Below are 23617 nucleotides of genomic sequence, written 5' to 3'. Positions count from 1 at the left end.
GCCGTGATTTTAGGTGCAAAAAAACCGGAGGGTTCGTTGCCGATCCACTCCGGTTTTTCGTCAGATCATGCGTTTCAGCCCAGCAGGTGCTGCACGCCTGCGCGCTCGCCTTCCAGCTCGTCGAGCGTGATCTTGATCTTGCCTTGGCTGTACTCGTCGATCTCCAGACCCTTGACCACTTCGTACTTGCCGTTGGCGGTCGTGACCGGGAAACCGAACATCACGTCTTGCGGGATGCCGTAGTCGCCGTTCGAAGGGATGCCCATCGTGACGATCTTGCCGTTCGAACCCAGCAGCCAGTCACGCACGTGGTCGATGGCGGCGCCAGCTGCCGAGGCAGCCGACGACAGGCCACGCGCTTCAATGATGGCGGCGCCGCGCTTGCCAACGGTCGGCAGGAACACATCGTTGTTCCACACCGGATCGTTGATCATGTCCTTGACGCTCTTGCCGTCGATCGTGGCGTAGCGGTAGTCGGCGTACATCGTCGGGCTGTGGTTGCCCCACACGAACAGCTTCTCGATGCTCGACACCGGCTTGCCGGTCTTGGCGGCGATCTGCGACAGGGCGCGGTTGTGGTCCAGGCGCAGCATGGCGGTGAAGTTCTCGCGCGGCAGGTCCGGCGCCGACTTCATGGCGATGTAGGCGTTGGTGTTGGCCGGGTTGCCGACCACCAGCACCTTGACGTTGCGCGAGGCGACGGCGTTCAGTGCCTTGCCCTGCGCCGTGAAGATCTGGGCGTTGGCCGACAGCAGGTCCGCGCGCTCCATGCCCGGGCCGCGGGGGCGGGCGCCCACCAGCAGGGCCACGTCCACGTCCTTGAACGCGGTCATCGGGTCGGAGTGGGCTTCCATGCCGGCCAGCAGGGGGAACGCGCAGTCGTCGAGCTCCATCATCACGCCCTTGAGCGCCTTCTGGGCCTTCTCATCGGGAATTTCCAGCAGTTGCAGGATGACGGGCTGATCCTTGCCCAGCATTTCGCCGGACGCGATACGGAACAGCAGGGCGTAACCGATCTGACCAGCGGCGCCGGTCACTGCGACGCGCATGGGTGCTTTTGCCATGAGAACTCTCCAAATGGGTGTGAAAAGCGGATCGCACTGCGCGCGGCGGGGCATCCTGGCGGGATGTCGGTGCAGCCTCGCAGGCATTGCCGGCAACGGTCGGCGCCTCGTGGGCGGTCGGCTCGGATTAGGCAAGAGCCTCGCAGTTTACTGCGTCCGCATGACGAAGTGGAAACACCCTTGCGATGGATCTTGAAGCCTGCCGACGCAAGTGCGAAGCCCGTCGTCCGGAACAGGCGCGAGTGTAGGGCTGGCCTCGTTCGAAAGTCAATTAATCTTCTGTCTTATATAAGACATAAGACATTCTATAAACGGGCTGGACGCGTTTGAGGCTTTTGTGGTGAAATCGCCAGTTATGTCGAGTACATCCAGCCCTCAATCCGCCGTCGTGCCGCCATCCAATGGCGGCGAGGCTGGCACGCAGCCCGCGTCTGCGGGCGCTGGGGCTGGATCGCCCACGTTCAGCCCGCTGTATCAGCAGATCAAGACGCTGATCCTGCAGAGCCTGCAAGCCGGTGAATGGAAGCCGGGCGAAATGATCCCCAGCGAAATGGAATTGGCCGCCCGCTACAAGGTGAGCCAGGGCACCGTGCGCAAGGCGATCGACGAGCTGGCTGCCGAGAACCTAGTGGCGCGCCGGCAGGGCAAGGGTACGTTCGTCACCACGCATTATGAAGAGGGTGTGCAGTTCCGCTTCCTGCGTTTGATGCCGGAGCAGGGCGAGCAGCACTACCCGAGCAGTCGCGTGCTGGAGTGCAAGCGCATGCGCGCACCCGCCGAGATTGCCCGTCTGCTCGATCTCAAGGCTGGCGACAGTGTTGTGCAGATCCGCCGCGTGCTGTTCTTCTCCAGCGAGCCGACCGTGTTTGAAGAGATCTGGCTGCCGGGCGCAAGCTTCAAGGGGTTGACGGCTGAAAAGCTGACCGAATGGAAGGGGCCGATGTACGCGTTCTTCGAGGCGGAATTTGGCGTGCGCATGTTGCGCGCGACCGAGCGCATTCGTGCCGTGGCGGCCGATGCGGCCACGGGCGAGCTGCTGTCGGTGCAAGCCGGATCGCCGCTGCTGTCGGTGGAGCGTGTGTCGCATACGTTCGGCGATAAGCCGGTGGAGCTACGCCGTGGCCTGTACGTCACGACGCGGCACTACTACCAGAACGAGCTGAGTTGACGACGCGCCGTCGGGACTGCTTCTGCAGGCCGGCGGCGTATTGATTTGTGGGGCGCGCAACGGCGTATTGCGCGTCACGAGGGCTGTGTACAAAGGATAATCGCCCGCGCATCACGCCACTGGCAGGCGAGGGCAGGAAGCACAAAAGTGGAGCGCGCCGAGTGGAATTATTGGTGCGCTGCGCAACAAAAGCGCGATAGAATCGTGCGGATTTGTGCAAAGCAGTTTTGTTAGTTGATTAGCCAATGGGGTCTGACATGGCAGAAGCCGTCAAGAAAGCCAGACCGGAATTCAGGAACATCGGTTTGGGCGATCTCGCCCGCTACCGCTTGCCCTGGGCCGGTAAGGTATCCATCCTGCATCGTGCCAGCGGTGCACTGATGTTCCTTCTTCTTCCGTTCGTGTTGTATTTGCTCGAGCAAAGTCTCACGTCGGAAATCAGTTTCGCCAAATTCACGGCGCTTCTGTCTAGCGGCTTCGCCAAGGTGGTCGTCCTCGCGCTGATCTGGGCTTACCTGCACCACTTCTGTGCCGGCATCCGCTATCTGCTCCTCGATTTGCATGTCGGCATCGACAAGGCCACTTCGGCCAAGTCGGCCGTGAGCGTGCTGATCGTCAGCCTGCTGCTGACCGTCGTGTTCGGCGCCAAGCTGTTCGGCCTGTTCTGAGGAGCTCCAGATGGCAAATAACAATATTGGTCCCAAGCGCCTCGTCGTTGGCGCGCACTACGGCCTGAAGGATTTCCTCGCGCAGCGCGTCACCGCCGTGATCATGGCGGTCTACACCATCGTGCTGCTGGCCGCGTTCCTGCTGTCGAAAGACACGTCGTACCAAAGCTGGGCTGGCCTGTTCGCCAACCAGTGGATGAAGCTGCTGACGTTCCTGGCCTTCCTGTCGCTCACGTATCACGCCTGGATTGGCGTGCGTGACATCTGGATGGACTACGTGAAGCCCGTGGCAGTGCGTTTGACGCTGCAAGTGTTGACGATTCTGTGGCTCGTCGGTTGTGCGGGCTACGCAGCTCAGATTCTCTGGAGGGTTTAAGTCATGGTCGCAGTCAAGACGGGTCTGCCGCGTCGCAAGTTCGACGTCGTGATCGTCGGTGCAGGCGGCGCGGGCATGCGCGCATCGCTGCAACTCGCAGAAGCCGGCCTCTCGGTGGCCGTGCTCTCGAAGGTTTTCCCCACCCGCTCGCACACCGTGGCGGCGCAGGGCGGTATCGGTGCTTCGCTGGGCAACATGAGCGAAGACAACTGGCACTATCACTTCTACGACACCATCAAGGGTTCCGACTGGCTCGGCGACCAGGATGCGATCGAGTTCATGTGCCGCCAGGCGCCGAACGTGGTCTATGAGTTGGAACACTTTGGCATGCCGTTCGACCGCAACGCGGATGGCACCATCTACCAGCGTCCGTTCGGCGGTCACACGTCGAACTACGGCGAGAAGCCGGTGCAACGTGCTTGCGCTGCTGCTGACCGTACCGGCCACGCGCTGCTGCACACGCTGTATCAGCGTAACGTGCGTGCCAAGACCCACTTCTTCGTCGAATGGATGGCGCTGGATCTGATCCGCGACCAGGATGGCGACGTGCTGGGCGTGACCGCGCTGGAAATGGAAACTGGCGAGGTCTACATCCTCGAAGCCAAGACGACGCTGTTCGCCACAGGCGGTGCTGGCCGTATTTACGCCGCTTCCACCAACGCCTTCATCAACACGGGTGACGGTCTGGGCATGGCAGCGCGCGCTGGCGTGCCGCTGGAAGACATGGAATTCTGGCAGTTCCACCCGACTGGCGTGGCCGGCGCGGGCGTGCTGATTACGGAAGGCGTGCGTGGCGAAGGCGGCATCCTGCGTAACAAGGATGGCGAGCGCTTCATGGAGCGTTACGCTCCGACGCTAAAGGATCTGGCACCGCGTGACTTCGTGTCGCGCTCGATGGACCAGGAAATCAAGGAAGGCCGCGGCTGTGGCCCGAACGGCGACTACGTGTTGCTCGACCTGACGCACGTCGGTGCCGAGACCATCATGAAGCGTCTGCCGTCCATTCGCGAAATTGGCCTGAAGTTCGCTAACGTGGACGCCATCAAGGAACCGATTCCGGTTGTGCCGACCATCCACTACCAGATGGGCGGTATCCCGACCAACTATCACGGTCAGGTTGTGGCACCGAAGAACGGCAATCCGAACGAAGTCATCAACGGCTTCTACGCGATCGGCGAATGCTCTTGCGTGTCGGTGCACGGCGCCAACCGTTTGGGCACGAACTCGCTGCTGGATCTGGTGGTGTTCGGTCGTTCGGCAGGTAACCACATCGTTGCGCAGAACCTGAAGAACCGCGAGCACAAGCCGCTGCCGGCAGACGCTGCAGACCGTGCGCTGTCGCGCCTGGCCAAGCTGGATTCGTCGAGCTCGGGCGAGTACGCACAGGACGTTGCCAACGACATCCGCCGCAACATGCAGTCGCACGCCGGCGTGTTCCGTACACAAGCCCTGATGGACGAAGGCGTCCAGCGCATCATGGAAGTGGCTGAGCGTGGCGCCAACATCCACCTGAAGGACAAGTCCAAGGTGTTCAACACCGCGCGCGTCGAAGCGCTGGAAGTGGCCAATCTGGTGGAAGTGGCCAAGGCCACGATGGTGTCGGCTGCTGCCCGTAAGGAATCGCGCGGCGCACACGCCCACAGCGATTTCCCGAACCGCGACGACGAAAACTGGCTCAAGCACACGCTGTTCTACAGCGAAGGCAACCGCCTGGAATATAAGCCCGTGACGATGAAGCCGTTGACGGTGGAAAGCGTGCCGCCCAAGGCCCGTACGTTCTAACCGGAAGGACCCACAAAAATGAAGCGTATTTTTGAAGTCTATCGCTACGATCCGGACAAGGACGCAGCGCCCCGCATGCAGACCTACGAGGTTGAACTCGACGGTCACGAGCGTATGCTGCTCGACGCGCTGGTCAAGCTGAAAAAGCTGGATGAGTCGATTGCGTTCCGTCGTTCGTGCCGCGAAGGTGTGTGCGGCTCCGACGCCATGAACATCAACGGCAAGAATGGTCTGGCCTGCCTGACCAACATGCGTGAACTGCCCGAGAAGATCGTGCTGCGTCCGCTGCCGGGGCTGCCTGTGGTGCGCGACCTGATCGTCGACATGACGCACTTCTTCAACCAGTACCACTCGATCAAGCCGTTCCTGATCAACGACGAGCCGCCGCCCGAAAAGGAGCGTCTGCAGTCGCCGGAAGAGCGTGAAGAGCTGGACGGTCTGTACGAGTGCATTCTGTGCGCGAGCTGCTCGACGTCGTGCCCGTCGTTCTGGTGGAACCCGGACAAGTTCGTCGGCCCGGCCGGCCTGCTGCAGGCCTACCGCTTCATCGCCGACAGCCGCGACCAAGCGACCAGCGCGCGCCTCGACAACCTCGAGGACCCGTATCGCCTGTTCCGCTGTCACACCATCATGAACTGCGTCGATGTGTGTCCGAAGGGTCTGAACCCGACCAAGGCCATCGGTAAGATCAAGGAACTGATGGTGCGCCGCGCGGTGTAAATCGCAAGGCACCCAGCGTCGCCGGAGCGGTTTTCCGGCGACGCGTCTTTTGAGAAGCATGACCGCTGTGAATACCCCAACGTTCTCTCACCAATCCGATCCGCATAAGCGCGCGCGTCTGCGCTGGCGTGCCCGACGTGGTTTGCTGGAGAACGATATCATCGTCGAGCGCTTCTTCAACCGCTATGAGACCGAACTGTCAGATGATGACGTTGCCGCACTCTCGCAGTTGTTTGATCTGCCTGACAACGACCTGATGGATCTCCTGCTTGCACGCAAGGAGCCGGAGGGCGAACTCGACGTGCCGCAAATCCAGCACGTCCTGACCTTGCTGCGTTCGGTCTGACACCGGCGCACGAGAGGTTGCCGCAAGACGAATCGGTCAAGCCGCCCCCCACGGCACAGTGCGATCCGTCTGGCGGGAGTCTCCCGTATTCATTTTCATAAACAGCAGAAAGGAAACCGACATGACGCCGTCCGAAGTGAAAGCCACCCTATCGTTTTCCGATGGCTCGCCCAGCGTTGAGCTGCCGATCTACAAGGGCACGGTCGGGCCCGACGTGATCGACATCCGCAAGCTGTACGGTCAGACGGGCAAGTTCACGTACGACCCCGGCTTCATGTCGACTGCGTCGTGCAATTCCAAGATCACCTACATCGACGGCGATAAAGGTGAGTTGCTGTACCGCGGCTACGCCATCGACGATCTGGCTAGCAAGTGCGATTTCATGGAAATCTGCTATCTGCTGCTCAAGGGCGAACTGCCCAACGCCAAGCAGAAGGAAGAGTTCAACCATGTGGTGACGAATCACACCATGGTGCATGAGCAGATGCAGTTCTTCCTGCGCGGTTTCCGCCGTGACGCTCACCCGATGGCCGTGCTGACGGGCCTGGTCGGTGCAATGAGCGCGTTCTACCCCGACGCCGCCAACATCAACGACCCGCGCGAGCGCGAGATTTCGCAGATTCGCCTGATCGCCAAGCTGCCGACGCTGGTGGCCATGGCTTACAAGTACAACATCGGCCAACCGCTGATCTACCCGCAGAACAACCTGTCGTACACCGGCAACTTCATGCGCATGATGTTTGCCACGCCGTGTGAAGACTACAAGGTGAATCCGGTGCTGGAAAAGGCACTGGACCGCATCTTCATCCTGCACGCAGACCACGAGCAAAATGCTTCGACCTCGACGGTGCGCCTGGCTGGCTCGTCGGGCACGAACCCGATCGCCGCCATTGCTGCTGGTATCGCTTGCCTGTGGGGCCCGGCGCACGGCGGCGCGAACGAAGCCGCGCTGAACATGCTGGAAGAAATCGGCACGGTCGACAAGGTTCCGGAGTTCATCAAGCAGGTCAAGGACAAGAACAGCGGCGTGCGCCTGATGGGCTTTGGCCACCGCGTGTACAAGAACTACGACCCGCGTGCCAAGCTGATGCGCGAAACCTGCCACGAAGTGCTGAACGAGCTGGGCCTGCACAACGACCCGCTGTTCAAGCTCGCCATGGAACTGGAAAAGATCGCGCTGGAAGACGAGTACTTCGTCAGCCGTAAGCTGTACCCGAACGTCGACTTTTACTCGGGTATCGTGCAACGCGCGCTGGGCATCCCGACTTCGATGTTCACCTGTATCTTCGCGCTGGCCCGTTCGGTGGGCTGGATCTCGCAGTGGGAAGAGATGATCACCGATCCGGAATACAAGATCGGCCGTCCGCGTCAGTTGTTCAACGGCGCCGCCACGCGCGAAGTGCCGGCGATCGATAAGCGCTAAGCTGCTCGGTAACACGCTGTGCAGAAACCCCGCCTGGGAAACCGGCGGGGTTTTTTGTCGCCTGAAGATTGCCCGGACGAGCTTTCGCGAAATGACGAAACCCCCTTTCGCCAGTCACGTCCGGTGCGCAATGCACCGGGTGGCATAATCGATCACTCCCCCACGAAACTGCTCGCGTAACCGCCTCGACTCTCAAATCGGAGCGCGTTGTGCACGGATCGCATCATGGCCAAGACGCTCTACGACAAACTCTGGGACGATCACGTCGTTCATACCGAAGATGACGGCACGACCGTGCTCTACATCGATCGCCAACTGCTGCACGAAGTGACGAGCCCGCAGGCGTTCGAAGGCCTGAAGATTGCGCAGCGTCCGGTGTGGCGCATCAGCGCCAACCTGGCTGTGTCGGACCACAACGTGCCGACCACCGACCGCTCGCACGGTATTGCCGATCCGGTCTCCAAGCTGCAGGTCGATACGCTCGATGCCAACTGCGACAGCTATGGCATCACGCAATTCAAGATGAACGACAAGCGTCAGGGCATCGTGCACGTGATCGGGCCGGAGCAGGGCGCAACGCTGCCGGGCATGACGGTGGTTTGCGGTGATTCGCACACCAGCACGCACGGCGCATTCGGCGCGCTGGCGCACGGCATCGGCACGTCGGAAGTCGAACACGTGCTTGCCACGCAGACGCTGCTCGCCAAGAAGAGCAAGAACATGCTCGTGAAGGTGGAAGGCACGCTGCCGCGCGGCTGCACCGCCAAGGACATCGTGCTCGCCATCATTGGCAAGATCGGCACCGCAGGCGGTACGGGCTACGCCATGGAGTTTGGCGGCTCGGCCATCCGCGCGCTGTCGATGGAAGGGCGCATGACCGTGTGCAACATGGCGATCGAAGGCGGCGCACGCGCCGGCATGGTCGCCGTGGATGACGTGACGCTCGAATACATCAAGGGCCGTCCATTCGCGCCGCAAGGCGTGGAGTGGGAGCAGGCTGTGGGCTACTGGCGCACGCTGCATTCGGATGACGGTGCCCATTTCGATCACGTGGTCGAACTGCGTGCCGAAGAGATTCGCCCGCAGGTGAGCTGGGGCACGTCACCGGAAATGGTGGTCAGCATTGAAGACCGCGTGCCGGACCCCGACAAGGAAAAAGACCCGAATAAGCGCAACGCCATGGAGCGCGCGCTGGAATACATGGGCCTGCAGCCGAACGTTGCCATCAGCGACATCAACATCGACAAGGTCTTCATCGGCTCGTGCACCAACAGCCGTATCGAAGACATGCGCGCTGCCGCGTGGGTCGTGCAGAAGCTGGGCAAGCGCATTGCTTCCAATGTGAAACTGGCGATGGTCGTGCCGGGCTCGGGCCTCGTGAAGGAACAGGCCGAGCGCGAAGGGCTCGACAAGATTTTCAAGGCGGCAGGCTTTGAATGGCGTGAGCCGGGTTGCTCGATGTGTCTGGCGATGAATGCTGACCGCCTCGATCCGGGCGAGCGCTGCGCATCCACGTCCAACCGCAACTTCGAAGGCCGTCAGGGCGCAGGTGGCCGCACCCACCTCGTGAGCCCGGCGATGGCCGCTGCGGCCGCGCTGGAAGGTCACTTCGTCGACGTGCGCAAGCTCGCCTGAGCGGTAGGAAGGAGAACAACGATCATGGAACAATTCACCATCCACACCGGCCTCGTGGCCCCGCTCGACCGCGAGAACGTCGACACCGACGCCATCATCCCGAAGCAATTCCTCAAATCGATCAAGCGCACGGGCTTCGGCCCGAACCTGTTCGACGAATGGCGCTACAAGGATGTCGGCGAGCCCGGCCAGGACAACAGCAAGCGTCCGCTGAACCCGGACTTCGTGCTGAACCAGCCGCGCTACAACGGTGCGTCGGTGCTGCTGGCACGCAAGAACTTCGGTTGCGGTAGCTCGCGTGAGCACGCGCCGTGGGCGCTGCAGCAGTACGGCTTCCGCGCCATCATCGCGCCGAGCTTTGCGGACATCTTCTTCAACAACTGCTTCAAGAACGGCCTGCTGCCGATCGTGCTGACGGAGTCGCAAGTCGACCATCTGTTCAACGAGACACTGGCATTCCCCGGCTATCAGTTGACGGTGGACCTGGATAAGCAGGTCGTCATCACGCCGGGCGGTACGGCGTATCCGTTCGACGTCACGGCGTTCCGCAAGTACTGCCTGCTGAATGGCTTTGACGACATCGGCTTGACCCTGCGCTATGCAGACCAGATCAAGGCCTACGAAGCTCAACGCCTGGCGAAGATGCCGTGGCTTGCCCACAAGCTCGTCGGCTGAGCTGACCACAGAACAACAAGGACATACGCATGACCAAGATTGCAGTGTTGCCGGGCGACGGCATCGGTAAGGAAATCGTGGCCGAGGCCGTCAAGGTGCTGAATGCACTCGGCGAGTCGTTCGAGATGGAATTTGCGCCCGTCGGTGGTGCCGGCTATGAAGCCCAGGGCCATCCGCTGCCGGAAGACACGCTCAAGCTCGCCAAGGAGGCCGATGCCATCCTGTTCGGCGCCGTAGGCGACTGGAAGTACGACACGCTGGCGCGCGAACTGCGCCCCGAACAGGCCATCCTGGGCCTGCGCAAGCACCTGCAGCTGTTCGCCAACTTCCGTCCGGCGATCTGCTATCCGGAACTGGCCGGCGCATCGAGCCTGAAGCCCGAGATCGTGTCCGGTCTCGACATCCTGATCGTGCGTGAACTGACCGGCGACATCTACTTTGGCCAGCCGCGCGGCGTGCGTGCAGCACCGGACGGCGTGTTCGCAGGCGCACGCGAAGGCTTCGACACCATGCGCTATAGCGAGCCCGAAATCCGCCGCATCGCGCACGTCGCCTTCCAGGCCGCCGCCAAGCGCGGCAAGAAGCTGTGCAGCGTCGATAAGGCCAACGTGCTGGAGACGTTCCAGTTCTGGAAGGACATCGTCACCGATGTGCACAAGGAGTATCCGGAAGTCGAGCTGTCGCACATGTACGTAGACAACGCGGCCATGCAACTCGTCAAGGCGCCGAAGAACTTCGACGTGATCGTCACCGGCAACATGTTCGGCGACATTCTGTCGGACGAGGCTGCCATGCTGACGGGTTCGATCGGCATGCTGCCGTCGGCGTCGCTGGATGCGAACAACAAGGGCCTGTACGAGCCGTCGCACGGTTCGGCGCCGGACATCGCGGGCAAGGGCATTGCCAACCCGCTGGCGACGATCCTGTCGGCGGCGATGATGCTGCGCTACTCGCTGGGCAAGGCTGAGCAGGCCGACCGCATCGAGAACGCCGTCAAGAAGGTGCTGGCCCAGGGCTACCGTACGGGCGACATCCTGACGCCGGGCTGCAAGCAGGTCGGCACGGTGGAGATGGGCGAAGCCGTGCTGGCTGCCCTGTAAGTTGCAAGATACGTTGCGGCGTCGTCACTTGAGGCGCCGCAACTGTATTTTTTTCGGCGGACGCATGTTGCAGTGCATTGTGACTCCGCTAATTCGTGTATATTTTTACGAATGATCTCGACCGCGCTTCTCTTCGGCATTCTGGGCACCCTGGCAATCGCTGCCACGGGCGCTGCCGCACGCGCACGCATTGCGACTGTCGAGATTCGCACGACCACCAAAACCATTACGAAAAAAACGATCTCGTAGATCGTCCGGTCGTGTCCGCCTGCCTTCCCCGCGCGGTCACCGCCGGGCGCACGAGGCGGGGAAAATCACTAAGGGTTCCACATCATGAAGGTAGGTCTCGTCGGTTGGCGCGGCATGGTCGGCAGCGTGCTGATGCAGCGCATGCAGGAAGAAAAGGATTTCGACCTGATCGATACGGTGTTTTTCAGCACCAGTAACGCTGGCGGCAAGGCGCCTGCATTCGCCAAGACGGATGCGCCCCTGGCTGACGCCAATGACATCGAAGCGCTCAAGGCTTGCGACACGATCATCACGTGCCAAGGCGGTGACTACACCACCGAAGTTTTCCCGAAGCTGCGCGCCGCTGGCTGGAACGGCTATTGGATCGACGCCGCCTCGACGCTGCGCATGGAAGACGACGCGGTGATCGTGCTGGACCCGGTCAACCTGGGCCTGATCAAGAACGCGGTGGCGGCGGGTACCAAGAATTTCATCGGTGGCAACTGCACCAACTCCATCCTGCTGATGGGCGTGGGCGGTCTGTTCCGCGAAGGCCTGGTCGAGTGGGTCAGCTCGATGACCTACCAAGCCGCTTCGGGCGGTGGCGCGAACCACATGCGCGAACTGCTCAAGGGCATGGGCGTGATTCATGGCGCGGTGGCTGACGAACTGGCCAACCCGGCGTCCGCCATTCTGGATATCGATCGCAAGGTCGCCAAGACCATCCGCGAAGATGTGCCGACCGAGTTCTTCCCGGCGCCGCTGGCGGGTGGCCTGATCCCCTGGATCGACAAGCAGCTCGACAACGGCCAGTCGAAGGAAGAGTGGAAGGGCCAGGCCGAGGTCAACAAGATCCTGGGCAACGCTCAGCCGATCCCGGTCGACGGCCTGTGCGTGCGCGTCGGCGCGATGCGCTGCCACAGCCTGGGCCTCACGCTCAAGCTCAAGCGCGACCTGCCGCTCGAAGAGATCGAGCAGATCATCCGCTCGGGCAATCCGTGGGTGAAGTGGGTCCCGAACGACCGCAGCATCACCGAGAAGGAGCTGACGCCGGCGTCCATTACCGGCGGTCTGGAAATCGGTGTGGGCCGCGTGCGCAAGCTGAACATGGGGCCGGAATATGTGAGTGCCTTCGTGATCGGCGACCAACTGCTGTGGGGTGCCGCCGAGCCGCTGCGTCGTACGCTGCGCATCCTGCTGGGTAAGTGACCCCGGCTTTGCATTCGTTGTCGGGTCCGGCTACGACGATTGTCGTTGCTGCCTGACAACAGAAAGTGCGCTTTTTCCACCAACGCCGCGCGGCCTGCGCGGCGTTGTGCCATCTGGATGCCCACGGGCTGTAACGTTGGTACACAATAGCGGCCAGAATTGCGGCAAGACAGCCGGCCACCCATTCGTGGGGTGGACAGGCACGGGGAAGAGTTGGTGCCACATCGAAGCATTCGCATTCCGGGGGGTACGTCGAATGCTTCAGAATCTCGTCAATTGTGTCGTTTTGATAAAAATCGACGGCGGTTCGATGCTTCAGCTTTTCACCTTTTGAGTGAACTTGCTGCGCTAACTCGTTGATGTTAAGTTCGTTTGCACATTAAAAGATAACGGAGTCGAAGGTGAGGGTGAGCCAATACCGCCGGAGAGAATCGTCCCATCGCAGTCCTAGCTGGTCGGCCGTCGCCATTGCTGCGGCAAGCCTGCTGCTGATCCAGCCCGCAGCGCACGCAGCCGGTTTCGGCGCGCTGCACGTGCGTTCCAGCCTTGGTCAGCCGCTGCAGGCCGAAATCGATCTGACCGGCGTGACGCCCGAAGAGGCGCAAAACCTGGTCGCCAAGCTGGCTGCTCCGGATGCCTATTCGCGCGCCGGTCTAACCTACAACCCGATCGTTTCCTCGCTGCGTGCATCGCTGGAGCGCCAGTCGAACGGCAACTATGTGGTGCGCCTGCGTTCCACCCAGCCCGTCGCCGAGCCGTTTGTTGATGTGCTGCTCGACCTGAACTGGGCCAGCGGCCACGTTTCGCGCGCCTATACCTTCCTGCTGGACCCGGTGGGCTCCAGCAATACCGCACAGAATTTCGCACCGACGCCGGTGGTGCAGGCTACGACGCCTGGCACCGCTGAGTCTGCCGCGCCCGCACCGGCCGCTCAGCCGCAAGCTGCAGCCCCGGCGGCTACGGCGTCTGCATCAACTGCGCCGGCACGTCAGCCGCGTGCAGCAACTCGTCAGGCTGCGCGCCCGCAGCAGGCCGCTCCCGCTGCTTCGGCGCCGGATGCTACGCCGGGCGGTTCGTATACCGTGCAGCGCGGCGACAGCCTGTACGACATCGCATCGACCGCCTCGCAAGGCCAGGACGCTGTGTCGCTCGACCAGATGCTGCTGGCGATGTACCGCAATAACCCCAACGCCTTCATCGGCGGCAACATCAACCGTCTGCGTACCGGTTCGGTGCTGAAGGTGCCGTCGCAGGCGGATGCGCAGAAGGTCTCGCCGCGTGAAGCACGCCGCGAGGTGGTCGCGCAGACTTCCGGTTTTGCCGGCTATCGCAATCGCCTGGCAACCGCCGCTGAAGCCAACGCCGCCACCGATACCGATTCGTCCCGCCAGCAAAGCGGCAGCGTGTCGGCCCGCGTGCAGGATCAGGCGACGCCGGCTGCCAGCGGCCGTGATGAACTGCGCCTGTCGAAGGCCGATCGCACGGGCAAAGCCAACGCTGCCGCCCGTGACGAAGAACTCGTTGCCAAGGAGCGTGCGCTCAAGGACATGGAATCGCGCGTTGCCCAATTGGAGAAGAACCTCTCCGACATGCAACGTCTGGTGGAATTGAAGAACGCCGAGTTGGCCAAGGCCGCCAGTGCAGCCAAGCCGGCTGCGGGCGCTGCGCCGGCAACGGCGGCACCTGCTGTAGCGGCTGCCAACGCACCGGCTCCGGCGGCTGCATCGTCCACGCCGGCACCGGCTCAGCAAGCCGCTCAACCGTCCACTGCCGCACCGGCAGACGCCGCACCGGCTGCCTCGGCAACTGCCGCAGCAGCATCCGCGCCAGAGGCTGCGTCTGCACCGGTGGCTGCGGCCTCGGCCCCGCAGGCAGCGGCTAGCGCACCGGTTGCTGCTGCATCGGCTCCGGCTGCTGTGCCGAAGAAGGCGCCGGTCGTGGTGGCACCGCCGGCACCGATTGCAGAAGAATCATTCCTCTCGTCCGTGTTGGGTAACCCGATGGCCCTGGGCCTGGGTGCGGTGGTGGTGGCGCTCCTGGGCGGCTTGGCAGTGTATCGCCGTCGCCAGCAGAAGCCCGAGCAAGCGCACGGCTTCCAGGACAGCCTGCTGTCGCAGGAAAGCACCGTGATGGCGGGTGCAAACTCGCTGTTCGGCGCAGCTGGCGGCCAAAGCGTTGATACCTCGCAGCACAGCGTGTTCGGTGCGGATTTCCGCATCGGCGGCGGCAACGAGAGCAATGAAGTTGATCCGATTGCTGAAGCCGATGTCTATATCGCCTACGGTCGCGATGTACAGGCTGAGGAAATTTTGCGCGAAGCGCTTGAACAACATCCGGAGCGCCAAGCTATTCGTTTGAAGTTGATGGAAATTTACGCAAATCGTCAGGACGCACACGGCTTCCAGACCATTGCAGAAGAAATGCTGGCGCAAGTCGGCGCCGCCTCTCCGGAATGGGCTGAGGCTGCTGTGATGGGGCGTAAGTTCGATCCGGCCAATCCGCTGTATCTGACGGTTCAGGGTGACACGCCGCATCCGGCGGCTGAGGTGCATGCCGAGCACGGCCACGCAGGTGCCGCTGCTGCCGGTGCTGCAGCCCTGGCAGGCGTGGGTGCAGCTGTTGCCGCGGAAGCCTTCAAGCCGACCGTGACGGGTGAAACCACGCGCCGCGGTGACGACTGGACCACGCTGTCTCCGGATCTGGACCCGTCGGCTCCGTCAACCAAGGCCCCGGCCCTGGCCGATCTGGACCTGCCGCTGGAGTCGTTCCCGGCCCCGGCCGCTGGCGACCCGATCACCGCATCGGCTGACGCTGCTGAGGTGTTCAAGCCGCACGCCGAGCCGGAAATCGATCTGCCGCAGTTCAATGCACACGCTGGCGAGGCTTACCAGCCGGTGTCTGCGCCGCCGATGCACATGGACCTGTCGGACCTGTCGCTAGACCTGAACCCGACGCCGCCGGCAACCGAGGCTGCACCGGTTGCTCCGGCTGCCGTGGTTGAAGAAAGCCTGCCGGCCTGGGCCCAGCCGACGGATCTGTCGCAAGCACCGATGCACTTCGACGCCGAGCCGCATCACGCTGAGCACGAACATGTCGCCAACGATGAACCGCAATCGGCCATCCGCCTGGACACCAATCTGCCGCACACGCTGTCCGGTGAGCATGGTGCCGATGGCGTGCGCGATCTGCAGATCAAGTTCGATCTGGCCAAGGCCTACATCGAGATCGGTGACAAGGAAGGGGCACGCGAACTGCTGCAGGAAGTGCTGGACCTGGGCGATCCGTCGTTCCACGCCGAGGCACAGGCTCTGATGCGTCAGATCGGCTGATCGACCCAGCCTCAAGCATCGCCAGCGCCGGCAGGGTGGTATCCTGCCGGCGTTTTTCTTTCCGCACGAGGATTCACAAGGCATGACGCGCATCGCGCTCGGCATCCAGTACGACGGTGCCGCGTTTTCGGGGTGGCAATCGCAGCCCCACGGCAATACCGTGCAAGACATGCTGGAGGCGGCATTGCGCCAGTTTGCCGGCGTGCCACTGCAGACGACCGTCGCCGGCCGCACCGACACCGGCGTGCATGCGCTGGGGCAGGTCGTGCACCTCGACACCGAGCTCGTACGCGATCCGTTCTCGTGGGTGCGTGGCACCAACGCCTTTCTGCCGTCGACCGTCGCCGTGCGCTGGGCGCAGGAGATGCCGGAAGACTTTCATGCACGCTTCTCCGCCCATCGCCGCACGTACTACTACGCGTTGACCTTCGGGCCGACGCGTGCGCCGCTGCTGGAGGGCAAGGCCGGCTACGTCATGCTGCCGCCTGGCAAGTCGCTTGATGTCGCTGCCATGCACGACGCAGCGCAGGTGCTGGTCGGTGAGCACGATTTTTCTTCCTTCCGTGCTGCGGAATGCCAGGCGAAGTCGCCGGTCAAGACGATGTATTCGATGGAAGTGCGAGGCGAGGGCGAGTGGGTGTTCGTACGCATTCGCGGCAGTGCCTTCCTGCATCACATGGTGCGCAACATCATGGGCTGCCTGGTCTCGATCGGCCGGGGCCGTCAGCCGGCATCGTGGATGGCCGATGTGCTGGCCGCCCGCAGCCGCGTGGCTGCTGCGCCCACGTTCATGCCCGACGGCCTGTATCTGGCAGAGGTCGGCTATCCTGATGGTTTCTCGTTGCCGGCGTCCTCGGCATCGTCCAGCCTGTTTCGCGGCGTGTTCGACGAGCACGCTGGCCTGTGAATCCCACTTCTGCCATGTCGTTGCACCGTACCCGTATCAAGCTCTGTGGCCTGACCCAGCAGGCCGACGTCGATCACGCCGTCGCGCTGGGTGCGGATGCCATCGGTCTGGTGTTCTACCCGCCCAGCCCGCGTTACGTTGCTATGGAGCGTGCCGCCGAGTTGGCCCGCCGTGCCGGTCCCTTTGTCACCGTGACGGGCTTGTTCGTTAATGCCAGTGCGGACGACATCGCCCGCGTGCTCGACCAGGTGCCGCTTACGCTGCTTCAGTTCCATGGCGACGAAACGCCCGAGCAGTGTGCGGAGATCGCCGGGAAGGTAGGGCTGCCGTGGCTGCGCGCCCTGCGTGTTCAGCCGGGGGCCGATTTGGTAGAATTCGCGGATCGGTTTGCCGCTGCCCAAGGCCTGCTGCTCGACGCATTTGTTGAGGGATATGGCGGTGGCGGCCACGTCTTCGACTGGACCCTGATTCCCCCGCAATGGCTTCCGCAATCGCCATCCGTGCTGCCAACAAGCGCCGCTCCTCGGCTCGTTTTGAGTGGTGGGTTGAGCGCGCAAAACGTCGCTGGCGCGATTGAGCGCGTGCGGCCCTACGCTGTTGACGTCAGCAGCGGGATCGAGGCCGCACGGGGCGTGAAAGACCACGCCCGCATGACCGCATTCGTGCGTGCGGTCCGCGAGGCCGATGTCGCCCTGGGTGCATCGGTACAAGCCTGAGCCACTCTGGCCAGTCCCTCGCGGTTCGCACCTTCCTGAATTTCTCCGCTGACTTAGACCTGTGTGTCTTCGGCGGACGTCCCGAGAGATTGCCATGTACAACCTGCCCGACGCCCACGGCCACTTTGGCCCCTACGGCGGCACCTTCGTTGCTGAAACGCTGTCCCACGCGCTGGATGAACTGCGCGACGCCTATGCGCGCTACCAGCACGATCCCGAATTCATCAAGGAATACGAGTACGAGCTGAAGCATTTCGTCGGCCGTCCGTCGCCCATCTATCACGCGCGCCGTTTGACCGAGCACTGCGGTGGCGCGCAAATCTACCTCAAGCGCGAAGACCTGAACCACACCGGCGCGCACAAGGTGAACAACGTCATCGGCCAGGCGCTGCTGGCACGCCGCATGGGCAAGCCGCGCGTGATTGCGGAAACCGGTGCCGGCCAGCACGGCGTGGCCACGGCCACGATCGCTGCACGCTACGGCATGGAATGCGTCGTCTACATGGGCAGCGAAGACGTGCGCCGTCAGGCCGCCAACGTCTACCGCATGAAGCTGCTGGGCGCGACCGTGGTGCCGGTAGAGTCCGGCTCCCGTACGCTCAAGGATGCGCTGAACGAAGCGATGCGCGACTGGGTGACCAACGTGGCCGACACCTTCTACATCATCGGCACCGTGGCGGGCCCGCACCCGTATCCGATGATGGTGCGCGACTTCCAGGCTGTGATCGGCGAAGAGTGCAAGGTGCAGATGCCCGAGATGATCGGCCGCCAGCCGGATGCCGTGATCGCCTGTGTGGGCGGCGGCTCCAACGCCATGGGCATCTTCTATCCGTACATCGACCACACCGACGTGAAGCTGATCGGCGTGGAAGCGGCGGGCGAGGGCATCGAGACGGGCCGCCACGCGGCATCGCTCACCGGGGGCTCGCCGGGTGTGCTGCATGGCAACCGCACGTATCTGCTGCAGGATGACGACGGCCAGATCATCGAAACGCATTCGATCTCGGCGGGTCTGGACTATCCGGGCGTGGGCCCGGAACACGCTTGGTTGAAGGATGCACACCGCGCGGAGTACGTCCCCATCACCGACAAGGAAGCGCTGCAGTCCTTCCACGATCTGTGCCGTATGGAAGGCATCATCCCCGCGCTGGAATCGAGCCACGCGCTGGCGTATGCCTGCAAGCTGGCGCCGACGCTGCCGAAGGACAAGATCCTGCTGGTGAACCTGTCCGGTCGTGGCGACAAGGACATGCACACCGTCGCCGAATTCTCCGGTATCAAACTCTAAAGGCACTGGCACACGCATGACCGAGCGAGCCATCGACGGCATCTTCAACGAGGACTGCATTACTGGGGTCGGGCATCTGGCCGACGGCAGCGTGGACCTCGTCATCGCCGATCCGCCGTACGGGCTGGGCAAGGACTACGGCAACGACTCCGACAAGCTGTCGGGCGATGCCTACCTGGCCTGGTCCGAACGCTGGATCGATGCGGTGGTTCCCAAGCTGGCGCGCAACGGCTCGCTCTACCTGTTCTGCACGTGGCAATACGCGCCGGAACTGTTCGTGATGCTTAAGCAGCGTCTCACGATGATCAACGAGATCATCTGGGATCGCCGCGTGCCCAGCATGGGCGGCAGCACGCGCAAGTTTTCGTCGGTGCACGACAACATCGGCTTCTTTGCTGCTTCGCGCGATTACTACTTCGACGTCGACGCCGTGCGCATCCCGTACGACGCCGAGACGAAGAAGGCGCGCAGCCGCAAGCGTTTCGAGGGTAAGAAGTGGCTGGAAGTTGGCTACAACCCGAAGGACGTGTGGAGCGTGTCGCGTCTGCACCGGCAAGACCCGGAGCGTGCTGAGCACCCGACGCAGAAGCCGCTGGAACTGGTGGAGCGCATGATCCTGGCAAGCTGCCCGCCGGGCGGCCTGGTGCTGGACCCATTCCTGGGCAGCGGCACCACGGCTGCGGCGTGTGCAAGGCTTGGCCGCCGCTTTGCCGGTTTCGAGATCAATGCTGACTATTGCCGTGTAGCACGCGAGCGTGTGGCTGCCGTGCATGCCGCCGCGCCTGCTGCCCAACCGACTGAATCTGAGGCGCCTGACACCATCAAGGTCGCCTGACAAACCGATCCCCCTATGTCCCGCATCGCTCAAACTTTTTCGCAGTTGTCCGCACAGGGCCGCAAGGGCCTGATCCCGTTCATTACGGCGGGCGATCCGTACCCTGAGATGACCGTTGACCTCATGCACGCGCTGGTGAAGGGCGGCGCCAACGTCATCGAACTGGGTGTGCCGTTTTCCGATCCGATGGCCGACGGCCCGGTCATCCAGCGTGCGTCGGAACGTGCACTCGCCAAGAAGGTTGGCCTGCGCACCGTGCTGGAATACGTGCGTGCATTCCGCACCACCGATACGACGACGCCCGTGGTGCTGATGGGCTACGCCAACCCGATCGAACGCATGGGTGCCGACGCCTTTGCCAAGGCCGCGTCGGAGGCTGGTGTGGACGGCGTGCTGGTGGTCGACTACCCGCCTGAGGAGTGCGAAGGCTTTGCCAAAACCATGCGCGAAGCCGGCATCGATCCGATCTTCCTGCTGGCACCGACTTCCACCGAGGCGCGCATCGCGCAGATCGCCCGCGTGGCAAGCGGTTACATCTACTACGTCTCGCTCAAGGGCGTGACCGGCTCGGCAACGTTGGACCTCGACAGCGTGGCCGCGCGTATCCCGCAAATCCGCCAGCATGCGCGGCTGCCGGTAGGTGTCGGTTTCGGCATCCGTGATGCGGCAACAGCACGTGCCATTGGCGGCGTGGCCGATGCGGTGGTCATCGGATCCCGCATTGTGCAATTGCTTGAAGAGGCTCCGCGCGAACAAGCGGTACAATGCTTGACTGATTTCATCGCGGAGATCCGCCAGGCGCTGGACGCCTGAGTCACATTCTTCGCGCGAGCGCATTCAAGGAGCACGCATGAGCTGGCTGGACAAACTGCTTCCGCCCAAGATCCAACAGACCGACCCGTCGCAACGCAAGGGCATTCCGGAAGGCCTGTGGGTCAAATGCCCGGCCTGCGAGTCGGTGCTGTACCGCACCGACGTCGAAGCCAATCTGCACGTCTGCCCGAAGTGCGATCACCACATGCGCATCGGCGCGCGTGCTCGTCTGGATGCGCTGCTGGACGCGGAAGGCCGCTTTGAGCTGGGCCAGGAGATCCTCCCGGTCGACCCGCTCAAGTTCAAGGACAGCAAGAAGTACCCCGACCGCATCAAGGCCGCCATGGACAACTCCGGCGAGACCGATGCAATGGTCGTGCTGGGTGGTGCCATCCATGCGCTGCCAGTGGTGGTGGCCTGCTTCGAGTTCGAGTTCATGACCGGCTCGATGGGCTCGGTGGTGGGTGAGCGCTTTGCACGCGGCGCGCAGATGGCGCTGGAGCAGAAGGTGCCGTTCATCTGCGTGACGGCTTCGGGCGGTGCGCGCATGCAGGAAAGCCTGCTGTCGCTCATGCAGATGGCCAAGACCACGGCGATGATCCAAAAGCTGGCCGAGGCCAAGCTGCCGTTCATCAGCGTGCTGACCGATCCGACCACGGGTGGTGTGTCCGCCAGCTTCGCCTTCATGGGTGATGTGGTGATTGCCGAGCCCAAAGCGATGATTGGCTTTGCCGGCCCGCGCGTGATCGAGCAGACCGTGCGCGAAAAGCTGCCGGAAGGCTTCCAGCGTGCCGAGTTCCTGTTGCAGAAGGGTGCCATCGACATGATCGTCGACCGCCGCAACATGCGCCGCGAGATCGCCGAACTTTTGGCGCTCTTGCAAAAGCAACCGGTCGACGCACTGGCCTGATGCACCACATCTGTTGAACCGAGGCGCGGGCGAGAGTCCGCGCTTCTTGTTTTTGCGCGGCAGGTTTCCACAAAGCCGTGCCACACACCGTTCGCATGCCTACATTCGACAACCTTCCCGATTGGCTCGCCCACCTGGAAACTGCACACCCGGTCGGCATCGACATGGGCCTCGCCCGCGTCAGCCGCGTGCGTGACGCGTTGGGTCTGGCGTTCAAATCCGTCGTCTTCACGGTTGGCGGGACCAATGGCAAAGGCTCGACCTGCTCGATGCTGGAGGCGATTCTACTGGCCGCCGGTTACAAGGTTGGTTGCCACACGTCGCCGCACCTGATCGACTTCAATGAACGTGCCCGCGTGAACGGCGAGATCGCCACCGACGCGATGCTGCTGCCGCATTTCGAAGCGGTTGAGCGCGCGCGCTGCAGCCTGAGTGACGACCGCGGCGAGCCGGTCAGCCTGACGTACTTCGAGTTCACCACGCTGGCGATCATGCATTTGTTCGCCAACGCAGGGCTCGATGCGGTCATTCTCGAAGTTGGCCTGGGTGGGCGGCTGGACGCGGTCAATATCATCGACACGGATTGCGCCATCATCACCAGCGTCGACCTGGACCACATGGCCTACCTGGGTGACACGCGCGAGGCGATCGGCTTTGAGAAGGCCGGGATCTTCCGCCCGGGCAAGCCGGCGATCTGCTCCGATCCGGTGCCGCCCATCTCCCTGGTCAAGCAAGCCGAGGCCATTGGCGCAGACCTCTGGCTGATTGGCCGCGATTTCAACTTCCAGGGCGACAAGCAGCAGTGGGGTTTCAGCGGGCGCGGGCGGCGCTGGCCGAGCCTGGGCTATCCGGCGCTGCGCGGTGCGAATCAGTTGCTGAATGCCTCGGCGGCGCTGGCTGCGCTGGAGTCGGTGCGCGACCGGTTGCCTATCTCCGCGCAGGACGTGCGTTTGGGGCTGTCGCAGGTGGCATTGCCCGGTCGTTTCCAGGTCATGGCTGGTCGCCCAGCAGTGATCCTGGATGTGGCGCATAACCCGCACGCAGCGGCGGCGCTCGGCCAGAACCTCGAAAACATGGGTTTCTTCCGCTACACCTACGCGGTGTTCGGCGCCATGCAGGACAAGGACATCGCCGGGGTACTCGGCCACATGCTCGATAAGGTCGATCATTGGTGCTTGACCGATCTGCCGACGCCGCGTGCAGCCAGCGCCGCGCGCCTGGAGCAGGCACTGACGGATGCCGGCTTCCAGGCAGGCAAGGAGTCGAGCGTCAGCACATTCAGCGATCCCGCCACAGCCTATCGCAACGCCATGGAGCGTGCGACTGAGGATGATAGAATCGTGGTCTTCGGATCGTTCTTCACCGTTGCCGGTGTGCTTGCGGAGCGCAAGCGCCGCGCACATTAGCCAAGCGCATTTGCCAACATTGGGCAGCGCCGGGTCACAGGACGACCCGAGCGTCGGCGCTGCCCTCGCATGCATCGTCTGAGAGCCAAACCGAGCGCAATCCATGGGACTGTTTTCCATCTTCTCCTCCCGCAAGAACGCTGAAGGCGAACGCTCGCGCGGCGCCGCTGGCAGTGCCGCCGATGTGGCCCGCGATGCGGTACACGAATCGCGCACCTCGTCCCGCGCGTCGTCGAATTCCCGTAGCCGCGCCGCTCGTCGCACGGACGATGACGACGATGGCCTCGACCCCGAACTTCCGCAAAAGCAGCGCGCCCGCCGTCGATTGATCGGCGCGGTGGTGCTGGTGGGCGCCGCTGTGGTGGTGTTGCCGCTGGTGTTCGACGCCAAGCCGCGCCCCGTGACGGATGCGGTGGCCGTGCAGATTCAGGGTCAACCGATCGACCGAGGCGCCAAGGCGTCCACCGATGAACCCAAGGTGGCGAGCCGTCGTTCTGCACCGCGCGCACCGGGCTCGTCGGCGGATCAACCGCAGGCGTTGGATCAGGGCGAAGAGGTGGTTGCTTCTGCGGATGCGCCGTCACCCAGCACGCCTGCACCTGCTCCGGCGCCTGCACAGAACACGCCGTCGGCCAAGCCGACCCCGCCCAAGACGGTTGCCAGCCTGACGCCGCCCGCTGACTCCAAGCCTGCTGCCAAACCGGCTCAGCCCACACAACAAGCCACCGCGTCCAGTGCGGATGCCAGCGGCAACAAGTTCGTCCTGCTGATTGGCGCCTTCGCGTCCGAAGACCGCGCGCGCAACTGGCTGGGCAAGCTCAAGGCCGAGAAGATTCCCGGCTACATCGAACACAAGAAGGTGCCCGAGAAGGGCGATCTGGCGCTGCTGCGTGCGGGTCCGTTCAGCGATCGTGCCGCAGCGGAAGCTGCGCAGAAGCGTGCCGAGCAGATCGGCCTGACGCCCAAGCTTGTTCAGCAATAACGATGCTGGACAACGTGCACTCGCCAGATTCACTGAC

21 protein-coding genes are annotated in these 23617 nt (G+C 63.0%); 20 read left to right on the top strand and 1 reads right to left on the bottom strand.

Going from position 1 to position 23617, the window contains the following annotated elements; genetic code table 11:
* Nucleotides 1-74: 74 nt before the first annotated feature.
* The gene (locus R2N11_RS00195) at nucleotides 75-1064 is read right to left on the bottom strand and encodes a malate dehydrogenase (RefSeq protein WP_021194926.1); all 990 of its coding nucleotides are present in this window, start codon (nucleotides 1062-1064) and stop codon (nucleotides 75-77) included.
* Between the two features lie 355 nt (nucleotides 1065-1419).
* Between R2N11_RS00195 and R2N11_RS00190 the strand changes: the two genes are divergently transcribed.
* From R2N11_RS00190 to R2N11_RS00095, 20 genes are all read left to right on the top strand, one after another.
* Nucleotides 1420-2232, top strand: coding sequence for a GntR family transcriptional regulator (locus R2N11_RS00190; protein ID WP_199030273.1), 813 nt, complete (start codon nucleotides 1420-1422; stop codon nucleotides 2230-2232).
* A 257-nt stretch (nucleotides 2233-2489) separates the two neighbouring features.
* Complete coding sequence (gene sdhC, locus R2N11_RS00185; protein WP_199030272.1) at nucleotides 2490-2900, top strand: succinate dehydrogenase, cytochrome b556 subunit; 411 nt, start codon at nucleotides 2490-2492, stop codon at nucleotides 2898-2900.
* Nucleotides 2901-2910: 10 nt separating this feature from the next.
* A complete protein-coding gene (sdhD, locus tag R2N11_RS00180) occupies nucleotides 2911-3276 on the top strand; it encodes a succinate dehydrogenase, hydrophobic membrane anchor protein (RefSeq protein ID WP_252684109.1) in 366 nt (121 codons plus the stop codon).
* A 3-nt stretch (nucleotides 3277-3279) separates the two neighbouring features.
* Complete coding sequence (sdhA, locus tag R2N11_RS00175) at nucleotides 3280-5058, top strand: succinate dehydrogenase flavoprotein subunit (RefSeq protein ID WP_199030271.1); 1779 nt, start codon at nucleotides 3280-3282, stop codon at nucleotides 5056-5058.
* 18 nt (nucleotides 5059-5076) lie between these two features.
* On the top strand, nucleotides 5077-5778 hold the full coding sequence (locus R2N11_RS00170) for a succinate dehydrogenase iron-sulfur subunit (RefSeq protein ID WP_199030270.1): 702 nt from the start codon (nucleotides 5077-5079) through the stop codon (nucleotides 5776-5778).
* Nucleotides 5779-5836: 58 nt separating this feature from the next.
* Nucleotides 5837-6124, top strand: coding sequence for an FAD assembly factor SdhE (locus R2N11_RS00165; protein ID WP_199030269.1), 288 nt, complete (start codon nucleotides 5837-5839; stop codon nucleotides 6122-6124).
* Nucleotides 6125-6245: 121 nt separating this feature from the next.
* Nucleotides 6246-7547 (top strand): citrate synthase, encoded by a 1302-nt coding sequence (gene gltA, locus R2N11_RS00160; protein ID WP_316679732.1) that lies wholly within the window; start codon nucleotides 6246-6248, stop codon nucleotides 7545-7547.
* A 225-nt stretch (nucleotides 7548-7772) separates the two neighbouring features.
* On the top strand, nucleotides 7773-9182 hold the full coding sequence (gene leuC, locus R2N11_RS00155; protein WP_316679731.1) for a 3-isopropylmalate dehydratase large subunit: 1410 nt from the start codon (nucleotides 7773-7775) through the stop codon (nucleotides 9180-9182).
* Nucleotides 9183-9206: 24 nt separating this feature from the next.
* Nucleotides 9207-9857 (top strand): 3-isopropylmalate dehydratase small subunit, encoded by a 651-nt coding sequence (leuD, locus tag R2N11_RS00150; RefSeq protein ID WP_316679730.1) that lies wholly within the window; start codon nucleotides 9207-9209, stop codon nucleotides 9855-9857.
* Between the two features lie 29 nt (nucleotides 9858-9886).
* Entirely contained in the window at nucleotides 9887-10957 is a 1071-nt protein-coding gene (gene leuB / locus R2N11_RS00145) for a 3-isopropylmalate dehydrogenase (RefSeq protein ID WP_316679729.1), read from the top strand.
* 333 nt (nucleotides 10958-11290) lie between these two features.
* Nucleotides 11291-12394 (top strand): aspartate-semialdehyde dehydrogenase, encoded by a 1104-nt coding sequence (asd, locus tag R2N11_RS00140; protein WP_316679728.1) that lies wholly within the window; start codon nucleotides 11291-11293, stop codon nucleotides 12392-12394.
* A 401-nt stretch (nucleotides 12395-12795) separates the two neighbouring features.
* Nucleotides 12796-15723, top strand: a complete 2928-nt coding sequence (gene tapV / locus R2N11_RS00135; RefSeq protein WP_316679727.1) for a FimV/HubP family polar landmark-like protein TapV — start codon at nucleotides 12796-12798, stop codon at nucleotides 15721-15723.
* Between the two features lie 82 nt (nucleotides 15724-15805).
* Nucleotides 15806-16630, top strand: coding sequence for a tRNA pseudouridine(38-40) synthase TruA (gene truA / locus R2N11_RS00130; RefSeq protein WP_316679726.1), 825 nt, complete (start codon nucleotides 15806-15808; stop codon nucleotides 16628-16630).
* Nucleotides 16631-16644: 14 nt separating this feature from the next.
* Complete coding sequence (locus R2N11_RS00125) at nucleotides 16645-17346, top strand: phosphoribosylanthranilate isomerase (RefSeq protein WP_316679725.1); 702 nt, start codon at nucleotides 16645-16647, stop codon at nucleotides 17344-17346.
* A 94-nt stretch (nucleotides 17347-17440) separates the two neighbouring features.
* Complete coding sequence (trpB, locus tag R2N11_RS00120; protein ID WP_316679724.1) at nucleotides 17441-18634, top strand: tryptophan synthase subunit beta; 1194 nt, start codon at nucleotides 17441-17443, stop codon at nucleotides 18632-18634.
* A gap of 16 nt (nucleotides 18635-18650) precedes the next feature.
* The gene (locus tag R2N11_RS00115) at nucleotides 18651-19469 is read left to right on the top strand and encodes a DNA-methyltransferase (protein WP_316679723.1); all 819 of its coding nucleotides are present in this window, start codon (nucleotides 18651-18653) and stop codon (nucleotides 19467-19469) included.
* Nucleotides 19470-19484: 15 nt separating this feature from the next.
* Entirely contained in the window at nucleotides 19485-20282 is a 798-nt protein-coding gene (trpA, locus tag R2N11_RS00110; RefSeq protein WP_316679722.1) for a tryptophan synthase subunit alpha, read from the top strand.
* A gap of 37 nt (nucleotides 20283-20319) precedes the next feature.
* The gene (gene accD, locus R2N11_RS00105; protein WP_316679721.1) at nucleotides 20320-21192 is read left to right on the top strand and encodes an acetyl-CoA carboxylase, carboxyltransferase subunit beta; all 873 of its coding nucleotides are present in this window, start codon (nucleotides 20320-20322) and stop codon (nucleotides 21190-21192) included.
* A 95-nt stretch (nucleotides 21193-21287) separates the two neighbouring features.
* Nucleotides 21288-22598, top strand: a complete 1311-nt coding sequence (gene folC, locus R2N11_RS00100) for a bifunctional tetrahydrofolate synthase/dihydrofolate synthase (protein ID WP_316679720.1) — start codon at nucleotides 21288-21290, stop codon at nucleotides 22596-22598.
* Between the two features lie 103 nt (nucleotides 22599-22701).
* Nucleotides 22702-23580 carry an SPOR domain-containing protein gene (locus R2N11_RS00095; RefSeq protein ID WP_316679719.1) on the top strand — a complete coding sequence of 293 codons (879 nt, stop codon included), beginning with the start codon at nucleotides 22702-22704 and terminating at the stop codon, nucleotides 23578-23580.
* The last annotated feature ends 37 nt before the right edge of the window (nucleotides 23581-23617 follow it).

Origin of the sequence: Ralstonia flaminis (assembly GCF_958415495.1) — a bacterium.
Taxonomy (GTDB): Bacteria; Pseudomonadota; Gammaproteobacteria; order Burkholderiales; family Burkholderiaceae; genus Ralstonia; species Ralstonia flaminis.
This window is presented reverse-complemented; position numbering and strand designations above follow the sequence as displayed.